Source organism: Arthrobacter sp. NPDC056886, from assembly GCF_042788715.1.
Classification (GTDB): Bacteria; Actinomycetota; Actinomycetes; order Actinomycetales; family Micrococcaceae; genus Arthrobacter.
Genome location: NZ_JBHUBT010000005.1, coordinates 228,328 through 248,630 on the forward strand (window position 1 = coordinate 228,328; position 20,303 = coordinate 248,630).

Annotated in this window: 18 protein-coding genes and 2 riboswitches; of the genes, 12 read left to right on the forward strand and 6 right to left on the reverse strand. The window is 67.9% G+C overall.

Going from position 1 to position 20,303, the window contains the following annotated elements:
• Positions 1–435: 435 nt before the first annotated feature.
• The 3 genes from ACFRJ8_RS10825 (at position 436) to hutI (ending at position 5,208) form a co-directional block, all read left to right on the forward strand.
• Positions 436–2,766 carry a SulP family inorganic anion transporter gene (locus ACFRJ8_RS10825; RefSeq protein ID WP_377986116.1) on the forward strand — a complete coding sequence of 777 codons (2,331 nt, stop codon included), beginning with the start codon at positions 436–438 and terminating at the stop codon, positions 2,764–2,766.
• A 67-nt stretch (positions 2,767–2,833) separates the two neighbouring features.
• The gene (locus ACFRJ8_RS10830; RefSeq protein ID WP_377986117.1) at positions 2,834–3,979 is read left to right on the forward strand and encodes an NAD(P)/FAD-dependent oxidoreductase; all 1,146 of its coding nucleotides are present in this window, start codon (positions 2,834–2,836) and stop codon (positions 3,977–3,979) included.
• Between the two features lie 11 nt (positions 3,980–3,990).
• Positions 3,991–5,208 carry an imidazolonepropionase gene (gene hutI, locus ACFRJ8_RS10835; RefSeq protein ID WP_377986119.1) on the forward strand — a complete coding sequence of 406 codons (1,218 nt, stop codon included), beginning with the start codon at positions 3,991–3,993 and terminating at the stop codon, positions 5,206–5,208.
• Positions 5,209–5,262: 54 nt separating this feature from the next.
• On the opposite strand, the gene ACFRJ8_RS10840 is transcribed toward hutI, so the two are convergent.
• Positions 5,263–5,943: a histidine phosphatase family protein gene (locus ACFRJ8_RS10840; protein ID WP_377986120.1), complete on the reverse strand. Its 681-nt coding sequence runs from the start codon at positions 5,941–5,943 to the stop codon at positions 5,263–5,265.
• 99 nt (positions 5,944–6,042) lie between these two features.
• Here ACFRJ8_RS10840 and ACFRJ8_RS10845 point away from each other — a divergent pair, with 99 nt between their 5' ends.
• Positions 6,043–6,810 carry a CPBP family intramembrane glutamic endopeptidase gene (locus tag ACFRJ8_RS10845; RefSeq protein WP_377986121.1) on the forward strand — a complete coding sequence of 256 codons (768 nt, stop codon included), beginning with the start codon at positions 6,043–6,045 and terminating at the stop codon, positions 6,808–6,810.
• Between the two features lie 120 nt (positions 6,811–6,930).
• Here the strand turns inward: ACFRJ8_RS10845 and ACFRJ8_RS10850 are convergent, their stop codons facing one another.
• Positions 6,931–7,569, reverse strand: a complete 639-nt coding sequence (locus ACFRJ8_RS10850) for a VOC family protein (protein WP_377986123.1) — start codon at positions 7,567–7,569, stop codon at positions 6,931–6,933.
• A 170-nt stretch (positions 7,570–7,739) separates the two neighbouring features.
• Positions 7,740–7,855, forward strand: a riboswitch (SAM riboswitch).
• A gap of 60 nt (positions 7,856–7,915) precedes the next feature.
• Here ACFRJ8_RS10850 and ACFRJ8_RS10855 point away from each other — a divergent pair.
• The 3 genes from ACFRJ8_RS10855 (at position 7,916) to ACFRJ8_RS10865 (ending at position 12,205) form a co-directional block, all read left to right on the forward strand.
• On the forward strand, positions 7,916–9,232 hold the full coding sequence (locus ACFRJ8_RS10855) for a bifunctional o-acetylhomoserine/o-acetylserine sulfhydrylase (protein ID WP_377986124.1): 1,317 nt from the start codon (positions 7,916–7,918) through the stop codon (positions 9,230–9,232).
• A gap of 160 nt (positions 9,233–9,392) precedes the next feature.
• Positions 9,393–9,508: riboswitch (SAM riboswitch) on the forward strand.
• Positions 9,509–9,519: 11 nt separating this feature from the next.
• Positions 9,520–10,659 carry a homoserine O-acetyltransferase gene (locus ACFRJ8_RS10860; RefSeq protein ID WP_377986126.1) on the forward strand — a complete coding sequence of 380 codons (1,140 nt, stop codon included), beginning with the start codon at positions 9,520–9,522 and terminating at the stop codon, positions 10,657–10,659.
• Between the two features lie 166 nt (positions 10,660–10,825).
• Positions 10,826–12,205 carry an MFS transporter gene (locus tag ACFRJ8_RS10865; RefSeq protein ID WP_377986128.1) on the forward strand — a complete coding sequence of 460 codons (1,380 nt, stop codon included), beginning with the start codon at positions 10,826–10,828 and terminating at the stop codon, positions 12,203–12,205.
• Between the two features lie 91 nt (positions 12,206–12,296).
• Here ACFRJ8_RS10865 and ACFRJ8_RS10870 read toward each other — a convergent pair whose 3' ends face one another.
• On the reverse strand, positions 12,297–13,196 hold the full coding sequence (locus ACFRJ8_RS10870) for a LysR family transcriptional regulator (protein WP_377986246.1): 900 nt from the start codon (positions 13,194–13,196) through the stop codon (positions 12,297–12,299).
• A 205-nt stretch (positions 13,197–13,401) separates the two neighbouring features.
• Here ACFRJ8_RS10870 and mmsB point away from each other — a divergent pair, with 205 nt between their 5' ends.
• The 3 genes from mmsB to ACFRJ8_RS10885 all read left to right on the forward strand — a co-directional run bounded on the left by mmsB (position 13,402) and on the right by ACFRJ8_RS10885 (position 16,622).
• The gene (gene mmsB / locus ACFRJ8_RS10875; protein ID WP_377986130.1) at positions 13,402–14,304 is read left to right on the forward strand and encodes a 3-hydroxyisobutyrate dehydrogenase; all 903 of its coding nucleotides are present in this window, start codon (positions 13,402–13,404) and stop codon (positions 14,302–14,304) included.
• 110 nt (positions 14,305–14,414) lie between these two features.
• A complete protein-coding gene (locus ACFRJ8_RS10880; RefSeq protein WP_377986132.1) occupies positions 14,415–15,899 on the forward strand; it encodes a CoA-acylating methylmalonate-semialdehyde dehydrogenase in 1,485 nt (494 codons plus the stop codon).
• A 156-nt stretch (positions 15,900–16,055) separates the two neighbouring features.
• A complete protein-coding gene (locus ACFRJ8_RS10885) occupies positions 16,056–16,622 on the forward strand; it encodes an isochorismatase family protein (protein WP_377986133.1) in 567 nt (188 codons plus the stop codon).
• Here the strand turns inward: ACFRJ8_RS10885 and ACFRJ8_RS10890 are convergent.
• Positions 16,619–17,212 carry a hypothetical protein gene (locus ACFRJ8_RS10890; protein WP_377986247.1) on the reverse strand — a complete coding sequence of 198 codons (594 nt, stop codon included), beginning with the start codon at positions 17,210–17,212 and terminating at the stop codon, positions 16,619–16,621. The genes ACFRJ8_RS10885 and ACFRJ8_RS10890 overlap by 4 nt on opposite strands.
• A gap of 99 nt (positions 17,213–17,311) precedes the next feature.
• Positions 17,312–18,175: an SGNH/GDSL hydrolase family protein gene (locus ACFRJ8_RS10895; protein ID WP_377986248.1), complete on the reverse strand. Its 864-nt coding sequence runs from the start codon at positions 18,173–18,175 to the stop codon at positions 17,312–17,314.
• A 94-nt stretch (positions 18,176–18,269) separates the two neighbouring features.
• On the opposite strand from ACFRJ8_RS10895, the gene ACFRJ8_RS10900 reads away from it, so the two are divergent.
• Positions 18,270–18,926, forward strand: coding sequence for an alpha/beta hydrolase (locus tag ACFRJ8_RS10900; RefSeq protein WP_377986134.1), 657 nt, complete (start codon positions 18,270–18,272; stop codon positions 18,924–18,926).
• A 67-nt stretch (positions 18,927–18,993) separates the two neighbouring features.
• On the opposite strand, the gene ACFRJ8_RS10905 is transcribed toward ACFRJ8_RS10900, so the two are convergent.
• Entirely contained in the window at positions 18,994–19,230 is a 237-nt protein-coding gene (locus ACFRJ8_RS10905; protein WP_090576591.1) for an RNA-binding S4 domain-containing protein, read from the reverse strand.
• Positions 19,231–19,263: 33 nt separating this feature from the next.
• On the opposite strand from ACFRJ8_RS10905, the gene ACFRJ8_RS10910 reads away from it, so the two are divergent.
• Positions 19,264–20,229, forward strand: a complete 966-nt coding sequence (locus ACFRJ8_RS10910; protein WP_377986136.1) for a DMT family transporter — start codon at positions 19,264–19,266, stop codon at positions 20,227–20,229.
• The last annotated feature ends 74 nt before the right edge of the window (positions 20,230–20,303 follow it).

Sequence of the window (20,303 nt, forward strand, 5' to 3'; positions counted from 1 at the left end):
GAAGGGCATGTCCCGGGCCGGCTCGCGGCAACGAGGGACATGTCCAGTCGGGCGGCCCAGGGAAGGGCATGTCCCGGTCCGGCTCGCGGCAACACGGGACATGTCCAGTCGTGCGGACAGGGAAGGGCATGTCCCGGGCCGCCCCTGCTCATTTCCCGGGCGCGGCCCAAGCTCGGGCAAATTCTTTTTGAGGCCCAGCCCCCTTCATAACGGCTCAAAATCCCGTGTGACTTGAATTTGTCCGGGATTTTTTCGGGGCCGCGGCGGCCCCCGGAGACCGGGTCGGGGCCGCTGCCGGGACGGTGCAATGAAGGCTCTATGACGCGGACAATACGGCTCTGACCTCGTGTTTCTTCTCACGACAGATACCCTTGCGGGTCCGGCGGCGGCGTCCATAGCGTGGATCAGGACCCGCCCCACGAGCCAAGGACTGAAATGCCCGCACCTGCCGCCCCGGATCCACGCTCCGCTCCTGCCACCGGCAGTCGGATTCCCCTCCGAACAGTCCTGACCTCCGGGCTCCGTTGGGATTTACCTGCGTCCCTTGTGGTGTTTCTCGTTGCGGTCCCGCTCTCGCTGGGCATCGCGGCGGCGTCCGGGGCGCCGGTCATGGCCGGGCTGATCGCCGCAGCCATCGGCGGTCTCGTGGCCGGCACCCTCGGCGGCTCGCCCCTGCAGGTGAGCGGTCCCGCCGCGGGGCTGACCGTCATCGTTGCGGGCTTGATTGAACAGTTCGGCTGGCCGGCTACGTGCGCCATCACGGCGGCCGCCGGCGTCCTGCAGGCGCTCCTCGGCTTCGCCCGGGTGGGCCGCGTCGCCCTGGCCATCGCCCCCGTGGTCGTGCACGCCATGCTTGCCGGAATCGGCATCATCATTGTCCTGCAGCAAACCCACGTGCTGCTCGGCGCCGAGGCAGGGGAGTCGGCGTGGCAGAACGTCACGGCGCTCCCGGCCAGCATCGCCTCGCTGGACCCGCAGGCCGCGGTGCTGGGCGTCGCCGTGATCCTCCTGCTGCTGGGCTGGAAGTACATGCCTTCGTCCCTGCGGCGCATCCCCGCACCGCTGGTGGCGGTTGTCGCCGCCACGGCGCTTTCGCTGCCGCTGGCGTCCGACGTCGACCGGATCACCTTCGACGGGTCCCTGCTGGACGCGCTGTCCCTGCCGCAGCTGCCGGATGGGCACTGGAGCGCCGTCGTCATCGGCGTCGTTACTATCGCCCTGGTGGCCAGCGTCGAATCGTTGCTCTCCGCGGTGGCCGTGGACCGGATGCACCACGGTGAACGAACGGACTTCAACCGTGAGCTCGTCGGCCAGGGCGCCGCGAACCTGACATCCGGGATGTTGGGCGGCCTGCCCGTCACCGGGGTGATCGTCCGGAGCGCAACAAACCTGGAGGCGGGGGCGCGGACCCGCAAGTCCGCCATACTTCACGGCGTCTGGGTCTTGGTGTTCTCCCTCCTTCTTGCCGGTGTCATCGAGTTGGTTCCGGTGGCCGTCCTCGCGGGACTGCTCATCATCATCGGCGTGCGGCTGGTGAAGGTGGCGGACTTCAACACCGCCCGCGCGACCGGAGACCTGGCCGTCTACGCCGTCACGCTCCTTTCCGTGGTGTTCGTCAACCTCCTGGCCGGCGTCGTGACCGGGCTCGCCCTGGCCATGGCGGCCGTGCTGTGGCGGGTGGTCCGCGCCGGGATCCACGCGGAGCCCCTCGGCGCCCGGGACGAACAGCGCTGGCGGGTGGTCATCGACGGCTCCTGCAGCTTCCTGGCACTTCCCCGCCTCAGCCATGTGCTGGCCTCCGTCCCGCCAGGATCGCACGTGACCGTCGAGCTGGAGGTCGACTTCCTTGACCACCCGGTCCATGACACCCTTGACGCCTGGCGCCGACGCCACGTCAGCAATGGCGGCACCGTGGAGATCGAGGAAAGCGGTACCGCCACCCTTCGCGCCGCCCAGGACCGGCCGCCGGCACGCGGCAATTCACGGTCGGCGCTCCGCGGCGGCTTTGCCCCCTGGCGCAGCTGGCAGCAGCACGGACGGGCGGAACAATCAGGCCCGACGGCGGAGGCGGCGGCTCCGTTGCGTCCCGTGCTGGCCGGCGTGGACAACTACCACCGCCGCCACGCGCACCTGCTCCGTCCCCATGTGCAGGAACTGGCCGCAGGCCAGAACCCGGACACGCTCTTCCTGACCTGTGCTGATTCCCGCCTGGTGCCGAACCTGATCACAAGCAGCGGCCCCGGAGACCTCTTTACCGTCCGCAACGTGGGCAACGTTGTAGGTAACGCCGTGGGCCATGACCGTCTCGATCCCTCGGTGGAGGCAGCACTCGAGTTCGCGCTCAGTGAGCTCTCCGTCAAGTCCGTGGTCATCTGCGGACACTCTGGTTGCGGGGCCATGTCCGCCCTGCTCGCCGAAGCTCAAACCGCGCCGGAGCGCTCGCCGCAAATAGCGCCGAAAACCGCGCCGGACACTGCGCGCGGCGCCGTCGACGCCTGGCTCGACCACGCCCGGCCGAGCCTGGCTGCCTTCCGCGCAGGCCATCCGGTGCAGGCAGAGGCGGCAAACGCCGGATACGGCGAGGTGGATCAACTGGCCATGGTCAACGTCGCCGTCCAGCTGGAGCAGTTGCAGCGGCATCACAGCCTGCAGCAAGGATTGCGGTCCGGCGAGCTGCACCTGACAGGGCTGTTCTATGACATAGCCACGGCCCAGGTCCTGCAGGTGACCACCGCCGGCATCAGCCACCTGGACCCTGTCCCGTGAAACGCCGCCGCTCGGCCCGGCGCGGGTATCGGCGCGGCCTGACGCGACAATCTGCAAGGATGGGACCATGTCAGCTCATTACGATGTCGTGATTGTCGGCGGCGGTATCGCCGGCCTGTCCCTTGCCTCCACCCTGGCCGGGCAATGCAGCGTCGCCCTGATCGAGGCCGAGCAGAACCTGGCCTACCACACCTCGGCCCGCTCGGCCGGGCAGCTGATTCCCAGCTACGGCCCGCCCGTGGTCCAGGAACTCACCCTCCGGACGCTGGACCTCATCGCCGCGCAGGATGCCGAACGTCCGGAACCGGTGCTCACGCCGCGCAGCTTCATGCTGATCGGGGACGACGCCAGCGTCCGGGCGGAGGCCAGCGGCCACATGCACCGGATCACCCATGCGCAAGCGCTGGAGTTGTGCCCGGCCCTTGTCCCGGACGCGTTCAGCGCCGCCGGCCTGGACACCGGATCCTTCGCCTGCAACGCCCCCGTGCTGCTCGAGGACCACCGGCGCCGCGCCGAGGCCGGCGGGGTGGACATCATCACCGGCGCCAGGGTCCATTCGGCCCAGCGCCTCGGCACCGGCTGGGAACTGGGCGCGGGGCAGGAAGGCTTCCAGTCCGCCGTCGTGGTCAATGCCGCCGGCGCCTGGGCGGACGAGCTCGCAGTCCTCAGCGGCGTCGAGAAGCTCGGCCTCCAGCCGTACCGGCGCACCGCGGCGATCGTCGACGTCGACCATCCGCTCCCGGAGGCCTCCCCGTTCGTGGCGGCGGCCGATGACAGCTTCTACTTCCGGCCCAAAAACGGCCAGGTCCTGATCTCGCCCGCTGAGCACGTGCCCAGCGGCCCCGAGGACGCCCGGCCCTATCCCGGCGACATCGAACGGCTCGTGGCCCGGCTCAACGCGATCACCACGCTCGGGATCCGGAACGTTCGCACGGCTTGGACGGGGCTGCGGACGGAGGCGGCCGACGGCGTCCCGGTGGCGGGGTTCGACGCCGAGGCCACCGGATTCTTCTGGCTCGCCGGTCAGGGCGGGTACGGCTTCCAGACCTCGTCCGCCATTGCGGAACTGGCCGCCGGCCTGATTCTGGCCGATCAGGGACCCGGGGACCCGGCCGCGGCCCTGTCCCCGGCTGTGTCCCCGTCCACCGAGGCCAGTCCGGCATCCCGGACAGCGGAGGCGCTGGCCGCCACCCGCTGGTCCATCCGGCGCTAAAGAATGGATCCATGAGCACCCTGATCACCAACATCGCCGAACTGATGACCCAGGACACGGAACACCGCGTCCTCCGCGACGCGGCGGTGGTGATCGAGGGGGAGCGGATTTCCTGGCTCGGCCCCGCAGCCGAAGCTCCGGCGGCCGACGAGGCCGTGGACGCCGGCGGCCGGGCGCTTTTGCCAGGCTGGGTCGATTCGCACACGCACCTGATCTTCGCGGGGGACCGCACGGCCGAGTTCGAGGCCCGGATGGCCGGGCAGAGCTACAGCGCCGGCGGGATCGCCGTCACCACCGGCGCCACCCGGAGCACGAGCGACTTCGATCTCACCCGGCTGGCGATGGGCCGCGTGGCGGAGGCCGTGTCGCAGGGCACCACCTACCTCGAGACCAAAACAGGCTACGGGCTGGATCTGGAGAACGAGGCCCGCAGCGCCCGCATCGCCTCAACTGTGGCGGACGAGGTGACCTACCTGGGCGCGCACCTCGTGCCCGCCGGGATGGACGCGGAGGAATACACGGAGCTGGTCTGCGGGCCGATGCTGACCGCGGTCCGGCCCTACGTCCGCTGGGCCGACGTCTTTTGCGAGCAGGGCGCCTTCAACGAGGACCAGTCCCGCCGGGTGCTCCTGGCCTGCAAGGCCGCCGGGCTGGGGCTTCGCGTCCACGGCAACCAGCTGGGCGAGGGCCCCGGTGTCCGGCTTGCGGTGGAAGTCGGCGCCGCGAGCGTGGACCACGTGAACTACCTTTCGGCGGCCGACGTCGACGCCCTGGCCGCCAGCTGGTCCGGCTGGGACGCCGCCGGCGGCAACGGCCCGCGGGGCACGGTTGCCACCTGCCTTCCGGCCTGCGATCTATCCACGCGGCAGCCGCTGGCCCCGGGCCGGGAACTGCTCGACGCCGGCGTGCAGCTGGCGCTGGCATCCAACTGCAACCCCGGCACGTCGTACACCAGCTCCATGGCGTTCTGCGTCACCACCGCAGTGCTGCAGATGCGGCTCAGCGTCCACGAGGCGGTGCGTGCCGCGACCTACGGCGGCGCGCTGGCCCTGGGGCGGGAATCCGGGAACGACGTCGACGGCGAACGCGCGGTGGGCTCGATCGCCGTCGGACACCGCGCGGACCTGCACCTGCTGAACGCGCCTTCGGCCACGCACCTGGCCTACCGGCCCGGCATTCCCCTGACGCACGCAGTGTGGCGGGCCGGCCTGGCGCAGCCCGTGCGTTAGCCAGCTTGTGCGTTAGCCAGACGGTCCGCTAGCCAGCCCGTCCGCTGGTCCTGGCTAGAAGATCATGGGCGGAGCGTCGAGGACAGTCTCGTCCACGCGCCGCTTCTCCCACTGCGTGAAGGGCTTGTCGAGCTCGTACTTGCCGCGCGCCGTCCGCAGCAGGGTGCGGACCTCGGCGTTCTCCGGGTTGTTCAGGGACTCGAAATATTCCACCGACCAGTGGAACCAGCGCATGCAGAACAGCCGCATGGTCAGCCCGTGCGTCACGAACAGCGCGTTCGGGGCGTAGCTGGGCTTGGACCAGTGCCGGTGCAGGGTTTCCATGAAGGAGGAAATCCTGTCGTACACATCGGACCCGGACTCGCCCTCCCGGAAGCGGTAGAAGAAGTGCCCGTAGGCGTTGCGGAGCTCCTTCTGGTCCTCGATGTCGCCGGCGATCTGAAAGTTGGCCCAGTCCTGTTCTCGGAGGCGCGGTTCCTCAATCACCCGCTCCACGAGCGGGCCAAGGTTGAGCGCCTCGAGGGTCTGGTAGGCGCGCAGGTACGGGGAGACATAGACGCACACCGGGCGGCCGTTCAGCTGGCGCCGGACCTCCTCCCCGGCCGCGGTGGCCTGCTCCAGGCCCAGCGCCGTCAACGGGATCCGGTAGTCCGGAACCCGGTTGTAGATCGAGGTGTCGGCATTGGCGGCAGACTGGCCGTGCCGGATCATGATGATTTTCCGGGGCGCACTCATAATCCCCAAGCATAGGGCTCCCAAAAAGCCGGGGTGCCGGCGCGGCCGGCGCCACGCGGGCACCAGCAAACTATCGGCAACTGCAGGCAAGATAGAAGCATGTTGGTTCCCTCCCGCCGTCGGCTGCGGTTCGAAATGTTGATCGTCCTGGGTTTGTCGCTGGGGCAGTCCGCGATCTACGCCCTGGTGCAGCTGCTGGACAAGATGACCACGGCGCCGCTGGCCCAGGGAACATCCACGCTCAACCGTTCGCAGAGCCCGCGCGAATACTTCGACCTCACCTACCAGATGCTGGACATCATCTTCGCCCTGGTCCCGGTGGCACTGGTGATCTACTTCCTTACCGAACACTGGCCAGCCGGAGAGCGCGGAACCTCGGCGTTCCGAAAGATCGGCTTCGACTTCGCCCGGCCCGGTAAAGACCTCCTGCAGGGTCTGGGGCTCGCCGCGCTGATCGGCATTCCGTCCCTGGGGCTCTACGCCGCCGGCCGGGCGCTGGGAATCACGACGGCCATCATCCCGAGCGCCCTGGACCCATACTGGTGGACCGTGCCGGTGCTGGTGCTGTCCGCGATCAGGCACGGGATCGTGGAGGAAGTGATTGTGGTGGGCTACCTGCTGGACCGGCTCGGGAAACTGGGCTGGAGCGTGCCGGCAGCCATCGCCGCCAGCGCCCTGCTCCGCGGAAGCTACCACCTCTACCAGGGGTTCGGGCCGTTCATCGGCAACGCGCTAATGGGCGTCATCTTCGCCCTGTTCTACGTCCGGACCAAACGGGTGATGCCGCTGGTGATCGCCCACGCCATCCTGGACACTGTGGCGTTTGTGGGGTTCAGCCTGTTCGGCAAGGCCGTGGGCCTGGGCTGACTGGGCGGACTGCGCGGTCTGACTGCCCGGGCCGGCCCTTAAATGATCTCGGCCGCCGTCTCCTAGGTGACATCGTTGGCACCTAAGAGATGGCGGCCGAAGCGTGGGGCAGGTGGAGCGTTAGATCGTGACCGCTCCGGAGGAGGTCTCGAAGGTGACGGAGAGGATGCCGGGAGTACCGTGCGGCGCGATCCAGTTCACGGCGACGTCTTCCAGCGGCTTTTCCACCGGCTCGCCCAGCCACTCCGTCACGCGCGCTGCCGAACCGGCAATGGTCAGTGCGGACATCTTGACTTCGCTCGCGTAGGCGTTGGACGGGTGCAGTTCCGGGTCGCCCTCCCACTTGAGCATGTAGGGCACCTGGGGGTCGGCGATGAGCCCCAGGATACCGATCTGCTTCCAGACCAGTTCGCGGCCGTCCGGAAACTTCCGGTTGCCGTTCACGGCCGCGCGGCCGAGCCGCTCCTCGAACGGGGCGAGGTCGTCAACCTCGACGCACCAGCCCATCCAGCCGCCGCCCGCTTCGGAGCGTGCCCGGACTGCCTGGCCAAACGGGGCCTTGTCGGATGCCGGGTGGTTCAGGACCTCCACGACTTCCAGGTACTTGTGTCCCGCGAGCGGGATAATCATGTTGCGTGTCCCGAAACGGGGGTGCACTCCACCCTTCACGGCTTCGACGCCGAGGGCAGACGCAATACGTTCAGTGGTGGCTGCCAAGCCATCGTGTTCACAGGCGTAAGAGACGTGATCCATGCGCATGCCATCATCTTGGCACTTTGTGATGGACCTCTCAGCTTAGGTTCCCCTAACCGTCGTGGGATGTCCCGGGGTGGCCGATGCGGTGTCACGGGAGGCGCCGACATGGCAACCGTCTTCATCTTCGTCACAAAGCTATCCAGGGCTCCGCCGCGATTCCTACACTGAGGCAAGGTCATGAGTGCCAGCGCACAGCCCCGGCTTGCTGGCCGGCAACCCTCGTATCGCGGTGGGGTGCCCCGGGTGAGGACCTGGCCGTCCGGCGCCCGCTGGAGGGCAAGCGCGGCGCCTGCGCCGGTCTGGGCCCCAAGTCCCGCCGGTGCTGTGCCCAGTTCTTTGAGGAGCATCAATGTCCAACGCCTGGTCCTTCGAAACCCGCCAGATCCACGCCGGCCAGGAGCCGGATAGCGCCACCGGCGCGCGTTCCCTGCCGATCTACCAGACGACGTCGTTCGTGTTCCCGAGCGCCGAAAGCGCCGCGAACCGCTTCGCGCTCGCCGAACTCGCCCCCATCTACACCCGGATCGGCAACCCCACCCAGGACGCCGTGGAACAGCGCGTGGCCAGCCTGGAAGGCGGCCTCGCGGCGCTGCTGCTCAGCTCCGGCCAGGCGGCGGAGACCTTCGCGATCCTCAACATCGCCGAGGCCGGCGACCACGTGGTGGCCAGCCCCAGCCTGTACGGGGGAACCTACAACCTGCTCGCCCACACGCTGAAGAAGTTCGGCATCTCCGTAACTTTCGTGGAGGACCCGGACAACCTGGAACAGTGGCGCGACGCCGTCCGGCCCAACACCAAGCTGTTCTTCGGCGAAGTGGTCTCCAACCCCCGCCAGGACGTCCTGGACATGGAGGGCGTCTCCCGTGTGGCGCACGAGGCCGGGGTGCCGCTGGTCGTCGACAACACGCTCTCCACCCCGTACCTGATCCGGCCAATCGAGTGGGGCGCGGACATCGTGGTCCATTCCGCCACCAAGTACCTCGGCGGGCACGGCGCCGCGATCGCCGGCGTGATCGTGGACTCCGGCAACTTCGACTTCGGCAAGGACCCGGAGCGGTTCCCCGGCTTCAACACCCCGGACCCCACCTACAACGGCCTGGTCTACGCCCGCGACCTCGGCGCGGACGGCGCGCTGGGCGCCAACCTTTCGTACATCCTCAAGGCCCGCGTCCAGCTCCTGCGCGACCTCGGCTCCGCCGTGTCCCCGTTCAACGCGTTCCTCATCGCCCAGGGCATCGAAACCCTGAGCCTGCGCGTCGAACGCCATGTCGCCAACGCCACCAAGGTGGCGCAGTGGCTCGAGGCGAGGGACGACGTCGACTCGGTCGCCTACGCCGGGCTGCCGTCCAGCCCCTGGTACGAGCGCGGCCGCAAGTACGGGCCCAAGGGAACCGGCGCCGTCGTGGCGTTCAACATCGCCGGGGGAGCCGAGGCCGGCAAGCGGTTCGTCGATGCCCTCGAACTGCACTCGCACGTAGCGAACATCGGCGATGTCCGCTCCCTGGTGATCCACCCGGCGTCAACCACCCACAGCCAGCTCTCGCCCGAACAGCAGACCATCGCCGGCGTGAATCCCGGGCTGGTGCGGCTTTCGGTGGGCCTGGAGTACATCGACGACATCCTCGCGGATCTCGACGCCGGATTCCGCGCTGCCAAGTCCGCCTAAGGAAAACGGCCACGTAAACCTGGCGGCCGGTCGGCCGGTTTCCCGTGAACGGGACCGCCGGCCCCCGGCCGTCAGACGGCGGAGCTCTCAGATGCCCGGGCTGTCACATGGAAGTCACAATCTTCGTGATTTCCGCACCCTCTTTCGTAGACTCGTACCAGGTCATGAGTGCCAGCGACAGCCCCGGCTTGCTGGCCGGCAACCCTCCTTTTGCGGCGGGGTGCCCCGGGTGAAGACCTGGCCTGCCGGTCAGCTGACGGCAGGCAAGCGCGAAGATAGGTCCTCACATGACGATTGCCGTCACCCGCACGGGTGTTCCCGAAACCAAGCCATCCCGCAACCCGGACGGAACCGTCCAGTACGTCAGGATCGGTGACCTGCAGCTCGAATCAGGGATTCCGCTGCCGGATGTGGTCCTCGCCTACGAGACGTGGGGGACCCTGAATGCTGAAGCCTCCAACGCCGTCCTTATTGAACATGCCCTGACCGGCGACACGCACGTGACCCGCGGCGACAGCGAGGAGCCCGGCTGGTGGGAGCAGCTCGCCGGACCCGGGGCCCCCGTGGACACGGACAAGTACTTCGTCGTTTCAATCAACATCCTGGGCGGCTGCCACGGATCCACGGGACCCTCCACGCCGGCGCCGGACGGGCGCCCCTGGGGATCGCGGTTCCCGCTCGTCACCCTGCGGGATACCGCCGCCGCGGAGGCGCGGCTGGCCGACGCCCTGGGCATCGGCAGCTGGTACGCCGTGCTGGGCGGCTCCCTCGGCGGCGCGCGCGCCCTTGAATGGGCCGTCACCTTCCCCGGCCGGGTCCGGCGCTGCGCCGTGATTTCTGTCGGCGCCAGCAGCACGGCCGAACAGATTGCTTTCGCGCAGGCCCAGACCCTGGCCATCCGCCAGGACCCCCACTTCAACGGCGGAAACTACTACGGCGGCCCCGAACCCGAAGCAGGGCTCGCCCTCGCCCGCCGCATCGCGCACATCACCTACCGCTCCGCGGCCGAACTGGACGGCCGGTTTGGCCGGAACCCGCAGGAGCCCGAGGCGCCCCTGGAAGCCGGGTCGCTGGCCGGCCGCGGGCGCTACCAGGTGGAGAGCTACCTGGACCACCAAGGCAGCAAGCTGGTCCGGCGCTTCGACGCGAACAGCTACATCGCCATTACCGAAGCCCTCATGAGCCACGATATCTGCCGGGGGCGCGGAAGCCTCGGGGAGGCCCTGGCCCCGGCCACCGCCGAGTTCCTGGTGGCCGCGGTGGACTCGGACCGGCTGTATTTCCCGGCCCAGTCCCGTCAACTGGCCGAAGCCCTGCCGGGCGGGCCGGAAGTGCACATCATTGAAGCGCCGATCGGCCACGACGGCTTCCTGACAGAAATCGGCCAGCTCAGCGGCCAGCTGCGGGAGGCCTTCTTCGGCCACTAGGCGCGACCTCTTGTGCATTTTTGCAGATGCGCTCTGCACTAATGGCCGTTGAGGCTCAGGGCGGGAGCGTCCATACTCATGGGGAATGACGCCATGTGCCCTACATCACTGGCGTCCTCAGCCCAATGGTCCACAGGGTGTCGACGGAGACACCGAAGGAGTCACGATGAGTACGGAAAACGCCGCAAGGCGCGCTGAAGAAACGGACGTCAAATCGTCCGGCCTGAAGAAGGTTGTAACGGCCTCCATGGCCGGCACGGTGGTTGAGTGGTATGAATTCTTCCTCTATGCCTCCGCGGCCACCCTGGTCTTCGGCAAGCTGTTCTTTCCCAATTCCGGTACGGAGTTGGATGGCATCATAGCCGCGTTTGTCACCTACGCGGTCGGCTTTGTTGCCCGCCCCATCGGTGGCATCGTCTTCGGCCACTTCGGCGACAAATTCGGCCGCAAGCAGCTGCTCCAGCTGAGCATCATCCTTGTCGGTGTTGCCACCTTCGCAATGGGCTGCCTGCCGACATTCCAGCAGATCGGCTACTGGGCCCCCGCCCTCTTGGTCTTCCTGCGCTTCGTCCAGGGCTTCGCAGTCGGCGGTGAGTGGGGCGGCGCAGTCCTCCTCGTTGCCGAGCACAGCCCGAGCAAGTCCCGCGGATTCTGGGCGAGCTGGCCTCAGTCGGCGGTTCCGATGGGCAACCTGCTGGCCACTGGTGTGCTGTTCACCCTGTCCGCCACGCTGTCCTCCGCCGAGTTCCTCAGCTGGGGCTGGCGTGTGGCCTTCTGGCTCTCTGCTGTGATCGTGATCGTCGGCTACTACATCCGCACCAAGGTCCAGGACGCCCCGATCTTCTTGGAGGCCCGCAAAGAGGTCACCGTGGAGAACAAGGGCTACGGCGTCGCCGAAGTCTTCCGCCGCTATCCGCGTGGCGTCTTCACCGCGATGGGTCTGCGCTTCGCGGAGAACATCCTCTACTACCTTGTGGTCACGTTCTCCATTACCTACCTGAAGGTCGTGGTCCAGACGGACACCTCGCGGATCCTGCTGCTGCTGCTCGTCGCGCACCTGGTCCACTTCGCCGTGATCCCCATGGTCGGCAAGCTCTCCGACAACTTCGGCCGCAAACCGGTCTACATGGCCGGTGCTGTCCTCGGCGGCACCTGGGGCTTCTTCGCCTTCCCGATGATGGACACCAAAAACGACCTCGTCATCCTCGCTGCCATCACCATCGGTCTGCTGTTCCACTCTCTTATGTATGCCGGCCAGCCGGCCATCATGGCCGAGATGTTCCCGACCCGGATGCGCTACTCCGGTGTCTCGCTGGGCTACCAGGTCACCTCGATCGTGGCCGGTTCGCTGGCTCCGATCATCGCCGTGGCCTTGCTGAGCCAGTACAAGTCCTCCACGCCGGTGGCGATTTACCTCCTCGGCGCCTGCGTGGTCACGATGGTGGCCGTGTTCTTCCTGAAGGAAACCCGCGGCATCTCCCTGCACGACGTCGACGCCGCCGATGCCCGGGGCACGGCCGACCTCCTCGCCGCCTCCAAGAAGTAACAGCGAATCAACGCGGCAACAGCCCGGGTCCCGCACTGCGGGGCCCGGGCTGTTGCCGTTTGTGCCAGCCGGCTCATCCTGCCAGGACTGCTCAGCCAGCCAGGACGTTCTGGCGCTCCCGGATCTCGCCGCGGATCGCCTCGAGCACGGCACGGACGGGGGCTGAACGCAGCGCCTCGGGCCGGGCCACGGCCCAGACGGGCAGCTGGCGCTGGAAGTCGTCCGGCAGGACGGGCAGGAAGCCGGACCTGCCCGCGACAAGGAAGTTGGGGAGCAGGCCTATCCCGGCGCCCCGCCGGACGGCCTCCAGCTGGGCGAAGACGCTGGTGGCTTGGAAGCTGGAGCGCGGTACCGGCAGCTGCGTGGAGCGGTGCCCCAGTTCGGCCACCTGGAGCGCCGACTCCACGTAGGAGACGAAGCCGTGCTGCCGGACATCGTCGAGTGTTGCCGGCAGCCCGTGTTCCTGCGCATATCCGGGACTGGCGTACAGCCTGAGGAAATAGTTGCTCAGGAAGATGGCCTGGGCGTTTGCGGTGTCCATGTTGCCCACCACCACTTCCAGGTCCACGCCGGAGCGGTTTTGGCTCGCCTTGCGCGTGGCGCTGAGTAACTCGACGTTGAGCAGCGGATTGGCCCGCTGCAGCCGCACGAGCGCCGGGGCCAGGAATTCGGCACCGAAGCCGTCCGGAGTGCTGATCCGGACAAGGCCGGAAACAACGTCGCCGGAGCGGGCAATGCTGCTGGACAGGGCACCGAGAGTGCCCTCGATGGCCTCCGCGGCCGCGACGGCCTGGCTGCCGAGCTCGGTCAGCTCCCAGCCGTGCGGGCTGCGTTCCAGCGTCCGCCCGCCGAGCTGCTTGTCCAGGGCCAGGACGCGGCGGGAAATGGTGGTGTGCGTGGTGCCAAGCGTCTCCGCCACCGCGTTGAACCGGCCCAGCCTTGCCACGGTCAGCAGGATCAGCAGGTCATCGGGGCTCGGAAGCCGACGCAAGTCCACGGTTGTCCCTCTTCAGCGAGTGTGTCGTCAAACGGATACGGGGAGCCGGCACCGCCGGTGTGCATCTGTGCACATGGCATCTGTGATTTTTTCCCTTGATTGCACTCTATCAGCGGTGTGATGCTGGACACCGGGACGCCAGGGTTTCGGCCTTGAGGCCAGAGCGCCCGGCAGCACATCAAGCAAAGGAGCTTAAACCATGGCAATCATCGCCTGGATCGGACTCGGAAACATGGGCGGATCCATGTCCGTCAACCTCTCAAACGCCGGACATGAGGTCCGCGGCTTCGACCTCAACACCGCAGCCGTTGCGGCCGCCGAGGCCGGGGGAGTCAAGGCCGCCGGCAGCATTGCCGAGGCCGTCGCAGGCGCCGACGTCGTCTTCACCATGCTTCCCAAGGGCGAGCACGCCCGTGCCGTGTACCTCGGCGAGGACGGCGTCCTGGCCCACGCAGACACCCGGACCCTGCTGGTGGATTCCTCCACGATCGATATCGCTTCCGCGCAGGCCCTGCACGACGCCGCCGCTGCCGCCGGCTTCCGCTTCGTCGACGCGCCCGTCTCGGGCGGCATGAGCGGCGCCAAGGCCGCCACCTTGACGTTCATGATCGGCGGTGAGGCCGGCGCCGTTGCCGAGGCCACCGAATACATCCGACCCATGGCCGCGAACATCATCCCCACCGGCGGCGCCACCACCGGCCAGGCCGCGAAGATCTGCAACAACCTCATGCTCTTCATCAACCTCGCCTCCACGGCCGAGGGCGCAGTCCTCGCCGATCGGCTCGGCCTGGACAAGCAGGTTTTCTGGGACATCGCGTCGGTCTCCTCCGGCGACAGCTGGGCGCTGCGCACCTGGTACCCGGTGGCCGGCGTCGTGCCCACCGCGGCATCCAACAACGACTTTGCTCCGACCTTCACCACGGAGCTGGCCAACAAGGACATCGGCCTGGCCATCAGTGCCGCGCGCGACACCGGCACCCCGCTGGAAATCGGCGAGCACGTCCAGCAGCTCTTCCAGCGGCTCATCGACTCCGGCCAGTCCGGCCAGGACTGCTCGATGATCGTCAAGCTCGTCGACGGCACGCTCGACCCCGCCAACTAGGCAACCCCGCCAACTAGCCGACCCCGCCAACTAGGCGACCTGCCCGTCAGGGCCCAACCCTTGAGGCCCCGCAACGTCGCGGCCCCGCCCTTCACGAGAGAGATCCACCCATGGAACGCATTCCGCACTTCATCAACGGCGCCCTGATTTCGGACGCCGAGCGCTTTGGCCCGGTCTTCAACCCCGCCACCGGCGAGCAGGAGAAAGAGGTGGCCCTGGCCACCGCCGCCCGCGTTGAGGAGGCCGTCGCGGCCGCCCGCGCCGCCCTGCCCGGCTGGCGCGCCACGAGCCTGGCCAAGCGCACCGGCATCTTCTTCAAGGTCCGTGAACTGCTCATGCAGCGCCGGCCCGAGCTGGCGGCCCTGCTGACCAGTGAGCACGGCAAAGTCCTTTCGGACGCGGAAGGCGAAATCACCCGCGGCCTGGAGAACATCGAATTCGCCACCGGGCTGGCCCACATGCTCAAGGGCGAGCGTTCCGAGCAGGTCTCCGGCGGCGTCGATGTCCATTCGGTCCGCCAGCCGGTCGGCGTCGTCGCCTGCATCACGCCGTTCAACTTCCCCGCCATGGTGCCGCTGTGGATGATCGGCAGCGCTCTGGCCTGCGGCAACACCGTGCTGCTCAAGCCCAGCGAAAAGGATCCGTCCTCCGCCATCTTCATCGCCCAGGTCTTCGCCGAGGCCGGACTGCCTGCCGGCGTGCTCAACGTGGTCCATGGCGACAAGGAGGCCGTGGACGTCCTGCTGGAACACCCGGACGTCAAGGCCGTCAGCTTTGTCGGCTCGACGCCGATCGCGCAGTCCATCTACAAGCGCGCCGCCGATCACGGCAAGCGCGTCCAGGCCCTGGGCGGGGCGAAGAACCACATGGTGGCCCTGCCGGATGCGGACCTCAACATGGCCGCGGACGCCGCCGTCTCGGCCGCCTACGGCTCCGCAGGGGAGCGCTGCATGGCAGTCAGCGTCCTCGTCGCCGTCGGCAGCATCGCCGATGAGCTCGTGGACGCGATCAGCACCCGCATGGCCACGCTCACCATCGGCCCGGGCACGGACCCGGCCTCCCAGATGGGCCCGCTCATCACGGCCGAGCACCGTGACAAGGTGGCCTCCTACGTTGCCGGCGCGGCCAACGAAGGCGCCACCGTGGTGGTGGACGGCCGCGAACACGAATTCGACTCCAACGGCTTCTTCATCGGCGTCAGCCTGATCGACCACGTCAAGCCCGGCATGAAGGTCTACGACGACGAGATCTTCGGCCCCGTCCTGTCCGTGGTCCGCGTCGAGACCTACGCCGACGCCGTGAAGCTGGTCAACGACAACGAGTTCGGCAACGGCGTGGCCATCTTCACCCGCGACGGCGGCGCCGCCCGGCAGTTCGAGTTCGACGTGGAGGCCGGCATGGTGGGCGTCAACGTGCCCATCCCGGTGCCGGTGGGCACTTTCTCCTTCGGCGGCTGGAAGAATTCGCTCTTCGGCGACACGCACATGTACGGACCGGAAAGCATCCGCTTCTACACCCGCGGCAAGGTGGTCACCACCCGCTGGCCGGACCCGTCCACCTCCGTGATCGACCTCGGCTTCCCGCAGGTCGACTGACACCTCTCGGGTTCCACTCCAACGCGGGGTCACCTGCACGCCCATCCGGCACCGGATCATGGGCTGCAGGTGGCCCCGCGTTGCCTGGTCTCTCGCCGGTATCGGGGTCCGGGACTAGAGTAGGCAGGCAGGGACGGCCACGATCCGGGAGGCACCATGACCACGCTCATCAACCGCCCCAACACGGCATTGCTCGTCGTCGATATGCAGGTGGGTGTCGTCGCGGAGGCCTACCGCCGTGACGACGTCGTCGCCACCATTGCCGACCTCGTGGAGAAGGCGCGCGGCGCCGGGGTGGACGTCGTCTGGGTGCAGCACAACGGCGAGGAACTCCCGCGCGGCAGCGACGGCTGGCAGTATGTGCCGGAGCTCGCGCGCCGCGATTCGGAGCCGCTGGTGGCCAAGGAGTACAGCGACGCCTTCGAAGCGACCGAGTTGGAGTCCGTGCTGGCCGATCGCGGCATCGGGCGGTTCTTCCTGGCCGGCGCGCAGACCGACGAGTGCATTCGCTCCACCCTCCACGGCGCGATTACGCGCGGCTACGACGTCACGCTGGTTGCCGACGCCCACACCACCGAGGACCTGACCGACTTTGGCGCGCCGCCGCCGGAACTGGTGGTGGCCCACACCAATTTGTACTGGCAGTACCACAAGGCGCCGGGGCGCACGGCAGGAACGGTCAACGCGGCCGACGTCGATTTTGCTAGCCCTCCAGGGTCCTAGCCCTTCATGATTTCCGCGCGCTGGGCCATGTAGTCCTCCATGGACAGCTTGCCGTCGCTGTACTGCTGGTCGAGTTCGGCCAGCTTGCGGGCCCGGTAGCCCTGCGCGCCCGACGGCGGCTGCGGAGTTGGATGGGGCGTTTGCGGGGCCTGCGGCTGCCCTGCTGCCGGCGCCGGGGGAGTTGCGGGTGCCTGCCGCTGCGGCTGCGGCGGGTTGTTCAGGTACTCGGGGCTGTCCTCGTAGGGAACCGGCGACTGGTAGCCGGACGGACCGGAATATGGCGGGTTGGGGTACTGCTGGTCCGGGTACTGCTGACCGGGGTACGGCTGGTTCGGGAACTGCTGGCCGGGGTACGGCTCATTCACCGGTCCCGGCTGCCGCGGGGCGCCCAGCTGGCCGAAGCCGCCGAAGTAGTCCTGCTGTGTGTAGCCATCCCGCGGCTGGTTGCTTTGGTTGCCGGGGTTGTTCTGGTTGCCGGGGAACCGGCCGAACTGTCCCGGCGTGCCCTGGTTCCGGCCGCGGGCGGACCTGCGGTAGAGGCGCATGGCCACGGGAATCAGGAACGACAACACGATGATCCAGAAGAACATACTGCTCACGGTATGGGGCCTTTCAGCTGCTGGGCCTTCTCATCTGCGGGCTCAAACATCGGGCCGGAGAAGTGTTCTTCCAGCTTATGCCCCGCAGGCTCAGGACCGCACCGCATCCTCGGCGCCGGGCGGTCCTTCGCCGGAGCCAAGCGGAACGCCGGGACCGAACACCGGCCCGGCCAGGGGCCGCTTGGCCGTCACGCCGTCGCCCGAGGACCTGTGCCGCAGCCGCCGCACCACCCAGGGGACAAAATACTCCCTGGCCCACACCAGGTCCCCGCTGCGCGCCTCGCGCCAACTCCGCTGCGGCAGCGGCTTGGGGGAAAGGGGCTGCAGGGTGTGCTGAACGTTCAGCGAGTCCAGCACCATGGCCGCGATCGTGTGGTGGCCCAGCGGTGAGAAATGCAGCCGGTCAGCATTCCACATCTGCGGGTCATTGAGCTGGCGCAGGGACCACATATCCGCGATTACGGCGTCGTGGCGCGCGGCGATGGTGCGCAGGTTCTCGTTGTAGATGGCCACCTTGCTGCGGATCCGGCCCAACACCGTGGAACCGGTGTCCGGGCCGTTGAACAGGACCACGGTGGCGCCACCCAGGCTCAGGATCTGCACCACCGAGTCCAGCTTTTCGGCCAGCACGTCCGGATCGCCGCCCGGGCGGATGAGGTCGTTGCCACCCGCGGAGAGCGTGATGAGATCCGGCTTGAGGGACAGGCAGTGCGCCATCTGCTGGTCCACGATCTGCTGCAGCAGACGGCCGCGGACGGCCAGGTTGGCGTACGCGAAGTCGTTGTGGCCGCGGCTGAGTTCCTCGGCGACGCGGTCTGCCCAGCCCCGGTGGCCGCCCGGGCTGGCCGGTTCCGGGTCGCCGATGCCTTCCGTGAAGGAGTCGCCCATGGCCACATAGCGGGTCCACGGGTGGGTGACGACAGTCTCCGCTGAGGGGTCCGGTGAATTTTCCATGGCTTCGGTTTCGCTCACCCCCTTATCCTGCACTGTTCACGTTAAGCTACGCCACCGTAAGTTGTTACCGGCGGGTAACTGTAAGAATGGTTCCATGACTCACGCTGATGCCCTTCCGGCCCCCGTCGTCCTTTGGTCCAAGCCGGAGCAGGAGCGGGCCGGCAAACCCCTGCTGGTCCTGCTGCATGGCTACGGCGCCAACGAACAGGACCTGCTCAGCCTGGCGGAGATGCTCCCGCAGGATTTCGCGGTGGCCTCGTTGCGCGCCCCGCTCCCCGAAGGTCCGGGCTTCACCTGGTTCCCGCTGACAGCGTCCATTGACTATTCGCTCGACGCCGTCAAGGTCGCCGCAGCGTATGTCCAGGACTGGCTCGACGGCGTCAAGGCCAACCACCCGTCGGTGACGCTGCTGGGGTTCTCGATGGGCATGGCCATGGCCACCACGTTGCTGCGACAGCGCCCGGCGGACTTCGCCGCCGTCGTCGGCCTCTCGGGGTTTGTCATCGACGCGGGCGACGATCCCAGCTTCCGCGACGGCGAACTGGACGGCAAGGTGCCGCTGTTCTGGGGCCGGGACCAGCAGGACCCGGTGATCACCGAGGACAAGATTGACTACACCATCGGCTGGGTCCGCAAGCACGTGAAGCTCACCAAGGTCCTCTACACGGGCATGTGGCACGGCATCAACCAGCAGGAAATCGGGCACGTCTCGGAGTTCCTCACGCACGTGGTGCTCAACTCCAAGAAGTAGCCGCGCGCGTAGAGGTGGCCGCGACAAAGACGTTGGCGCGCCAGATGAATTGGGGCGCGCCTAGCGGCTAGGAGGCTGCGGGCGCGCTGATCCGCACGGTCCGGGCGTTCACGGTGACGGTGTCACCGTCGTGAAGCTGGCGGCCGCGGCGCTCGTCGATCTCCCCGTTGACCTTGACCAGCCCGTTCTTGATCAGTTCTGCGGCCTCCACGCCGTCCTCCACCAGATTCGCAAGCTTTAGCAGCTGGCCCAGCCGGATCATGCTGTCGCGGATGGTGATGTCTTCGAATTCCGGATTGCTCATACAAGCAATAATGCCTGACCTAAGGTGGCACCCATGACCCACACCCCCCGGCTCCCGCTGATCGTGGGCCTGCCCATGGCCGTCGCGACCGGACTGTTCATCCCGGTCCAGGGACGGATCAACGGCGCACTCGGGGTGGTGCTGGGCGACGGGATCGGCGCCGCCGTCGTCAGCTTCAGCACCGGACTGGTGGTCATGGCGGTCATTTCGCTGGCACTGCCCAAAGGCCGGGCCGGCCTGGCCCGGATTCTGCCGGCCGTGCGCGAACGGCAGTTTCCGCCCTTTTACGTGATGGCCGGCTGCATCGGGGCCTTCTTCGTCTTCGCCCAGTCCTTCACCGTGGGCCTGCTCGGGGTTGCCCTCTTCACGGTGGCCGCCGTGACGGGCCAGACCCTGAGCGGCCTGCTGGTGGACCGGATGGGGATCGGGCCGGCGGGGAAGAGGCCCATCACCGGGATCCGGGTGCTCGGCAGTGTGCTCACCGTCGCAGCCGTCGCCTGGGCGGTGTCGCCCAGGTTCAGCGCCGGGGAATCCGGGCTGCAGCTGCTAGTGCCCGTCATGCTGCCGCTTCTGGCCGGGTTCCTGATGAGTTTCCAGCAGGCCATGAACGGCACGGCCACCGTGCACTACGGCACCCCCATCGCCGCGACACTCGTGAACTTCATGGCCGGAGGCGCCCTGCTGTGGGTTGCCTGGCTGATCAAACTCGCCGTGGCCGGGGCCGGCAACCCCCTGCCGGCGCAGTGGTGGTACTACCTTGGCGGTCCGCTGGGCTGCATCTTCATCGGCATCGGCGCCCTCCTGGTCCGCAGCCTGGGCGTGCTGGTCACCGGCCTCGGGATGATCGCCGGACAGCTGCTCGGGTCCCTCGGACTGGACCTGATAGTGCCGGTGCCCGGAACGGTGATCGCGCTCCCAACAGTCCTCGGCACCGTGCTGACGCTCGGCGCCATCATCCTGGCCACTCTGCCCTGGCCCCGCGGCGCGCTGAAGCGGTAGCGTGCCGGTAGGCTTGGAGACTGCATCGCACTGTTCGTATCGCACACTTCGCATCGCACTGTTCGTTTCCCCCC

Bases quoted from the DNA above. Each gene is read 5' to 3' on its own strand.
- ACFRJ8_RS10830 (WP_377986117.1), top strand. From the start codon at position 2,834: ATGTCAGCTCATTACGATGTCGTGATTGTCGGCGGCGGTATCGCCGGC.
- ACFRJ8_RS10840 (WP_377986120.1), bottom strand. From the start codon at position 5,943: ATGAGTGCGCCCCGGAAAATCATCATGATCCGGCACGGCCAGTCTGCC.
- ACFRJ8_RS10905 (WP_090576591.1), bottom strand. From the start codon at position 19,230: ATGAGCAATCCGGAATTCGAAGACATCACCATCCGCGACAGCATGATC.
- ACFRJ8_RS10850 (WP_377986123.1), bottom strand. From the start codon at position 7,569: ATGCGCATGGATCACGTCTCTTACGCCTGTGAACACGATGGCTTGGCA.
- ACFRJ8_RS10895 (WP_377986248.1), bottom strand. From the start codon at position 18,175: ATGGAAAATTCACCGGACCCCTCAGCGGAGACTGTCGTCACCCACCCG.
- ACFRJ8_RS10880 (WP_377986132.1), top strand. From the start codon at position 14,415: ATGGAACGCATTCCGCACTTCATCAACGGCGCCCTGATTTCGGACGCC.
- ACFRJ8_RS10845 (WP_377986121.1), top strand. From the start codon at position 6,043: ATGTTGGTTCCCTCCCGCCGTCGGCTGCGGTTCGAAATGTTGATCGTC.
- ACFRJ8_RS10865 (WP_377986128.1), top strand. From the start codon at position 10,826: ATGAGTACGGAAAACGCCGCAAGGCGCGCTGAAGAAACGGACGTCAAA.
- ACFRJ8_RS10900 (WP_377986134.1), top strand. From the start codon at position 18,270: ATGACTCACGCTGATGCCCTTCCGGCCCCCGTCGTCCTTTGGTCCAAG.
- ACFRJ8_RS10855 (WP_377986124.1), top strand. From the start codon at position 7,916: ATGTCCAACGCCTGGTCCTTCGAAACCCGCCAGATCCACGCCGGCCAG.
- ACFRJ8_RS10890 (WP_377986247.1), bottom strand. From the start codon at position 17,212: ATGTTCTTCTGGATCATCGTGTTGTCGTTCCTGATTCCCGTGGCCATG.
- ACFRJ8_RS10825 (WP_377986116.1), top strand. From the start codon at position 436: ATGCCCGCACCTGCCGCCCCGGATCCACGCTCCGCTCCTGCCACCGGC.
- ACFRJ8_RS10910 (WP_377986136.1), top strand. From the start codon at position 19,264: ATGACCCACACCCCCCGGCTCCCGCTGATCGTGGGCCTGCCCATGGCC.
- hutI (WP_377986119.1), top strand. From the start codon at position 3,991: ATGAGCACCCTGATCACCAACATCGCCGAACTGATGACCCAGGACACG.
- ACFRJ8_RS10885 (WP_377986133.1), top strand. From the start codon at position 16,056: ATGACCACGCTCATCAACCGCCCCAACACGGCATTGCTCGTCGTCGAT.
- ACFRJ8_RS10860 (WP_377986126.1), top strand. From the start codon at position 9,520: ATGACGATTGCCGTCACCCGCACGGGTGTTCCCGAAACCAAGCCATCC.
- mmsB (WP_377986130.1), top strand. From the start codon at position 13,402: ATGGCAATCATCGCCTGGATCGGACTCGGAAACATGGGCGGATCCATG.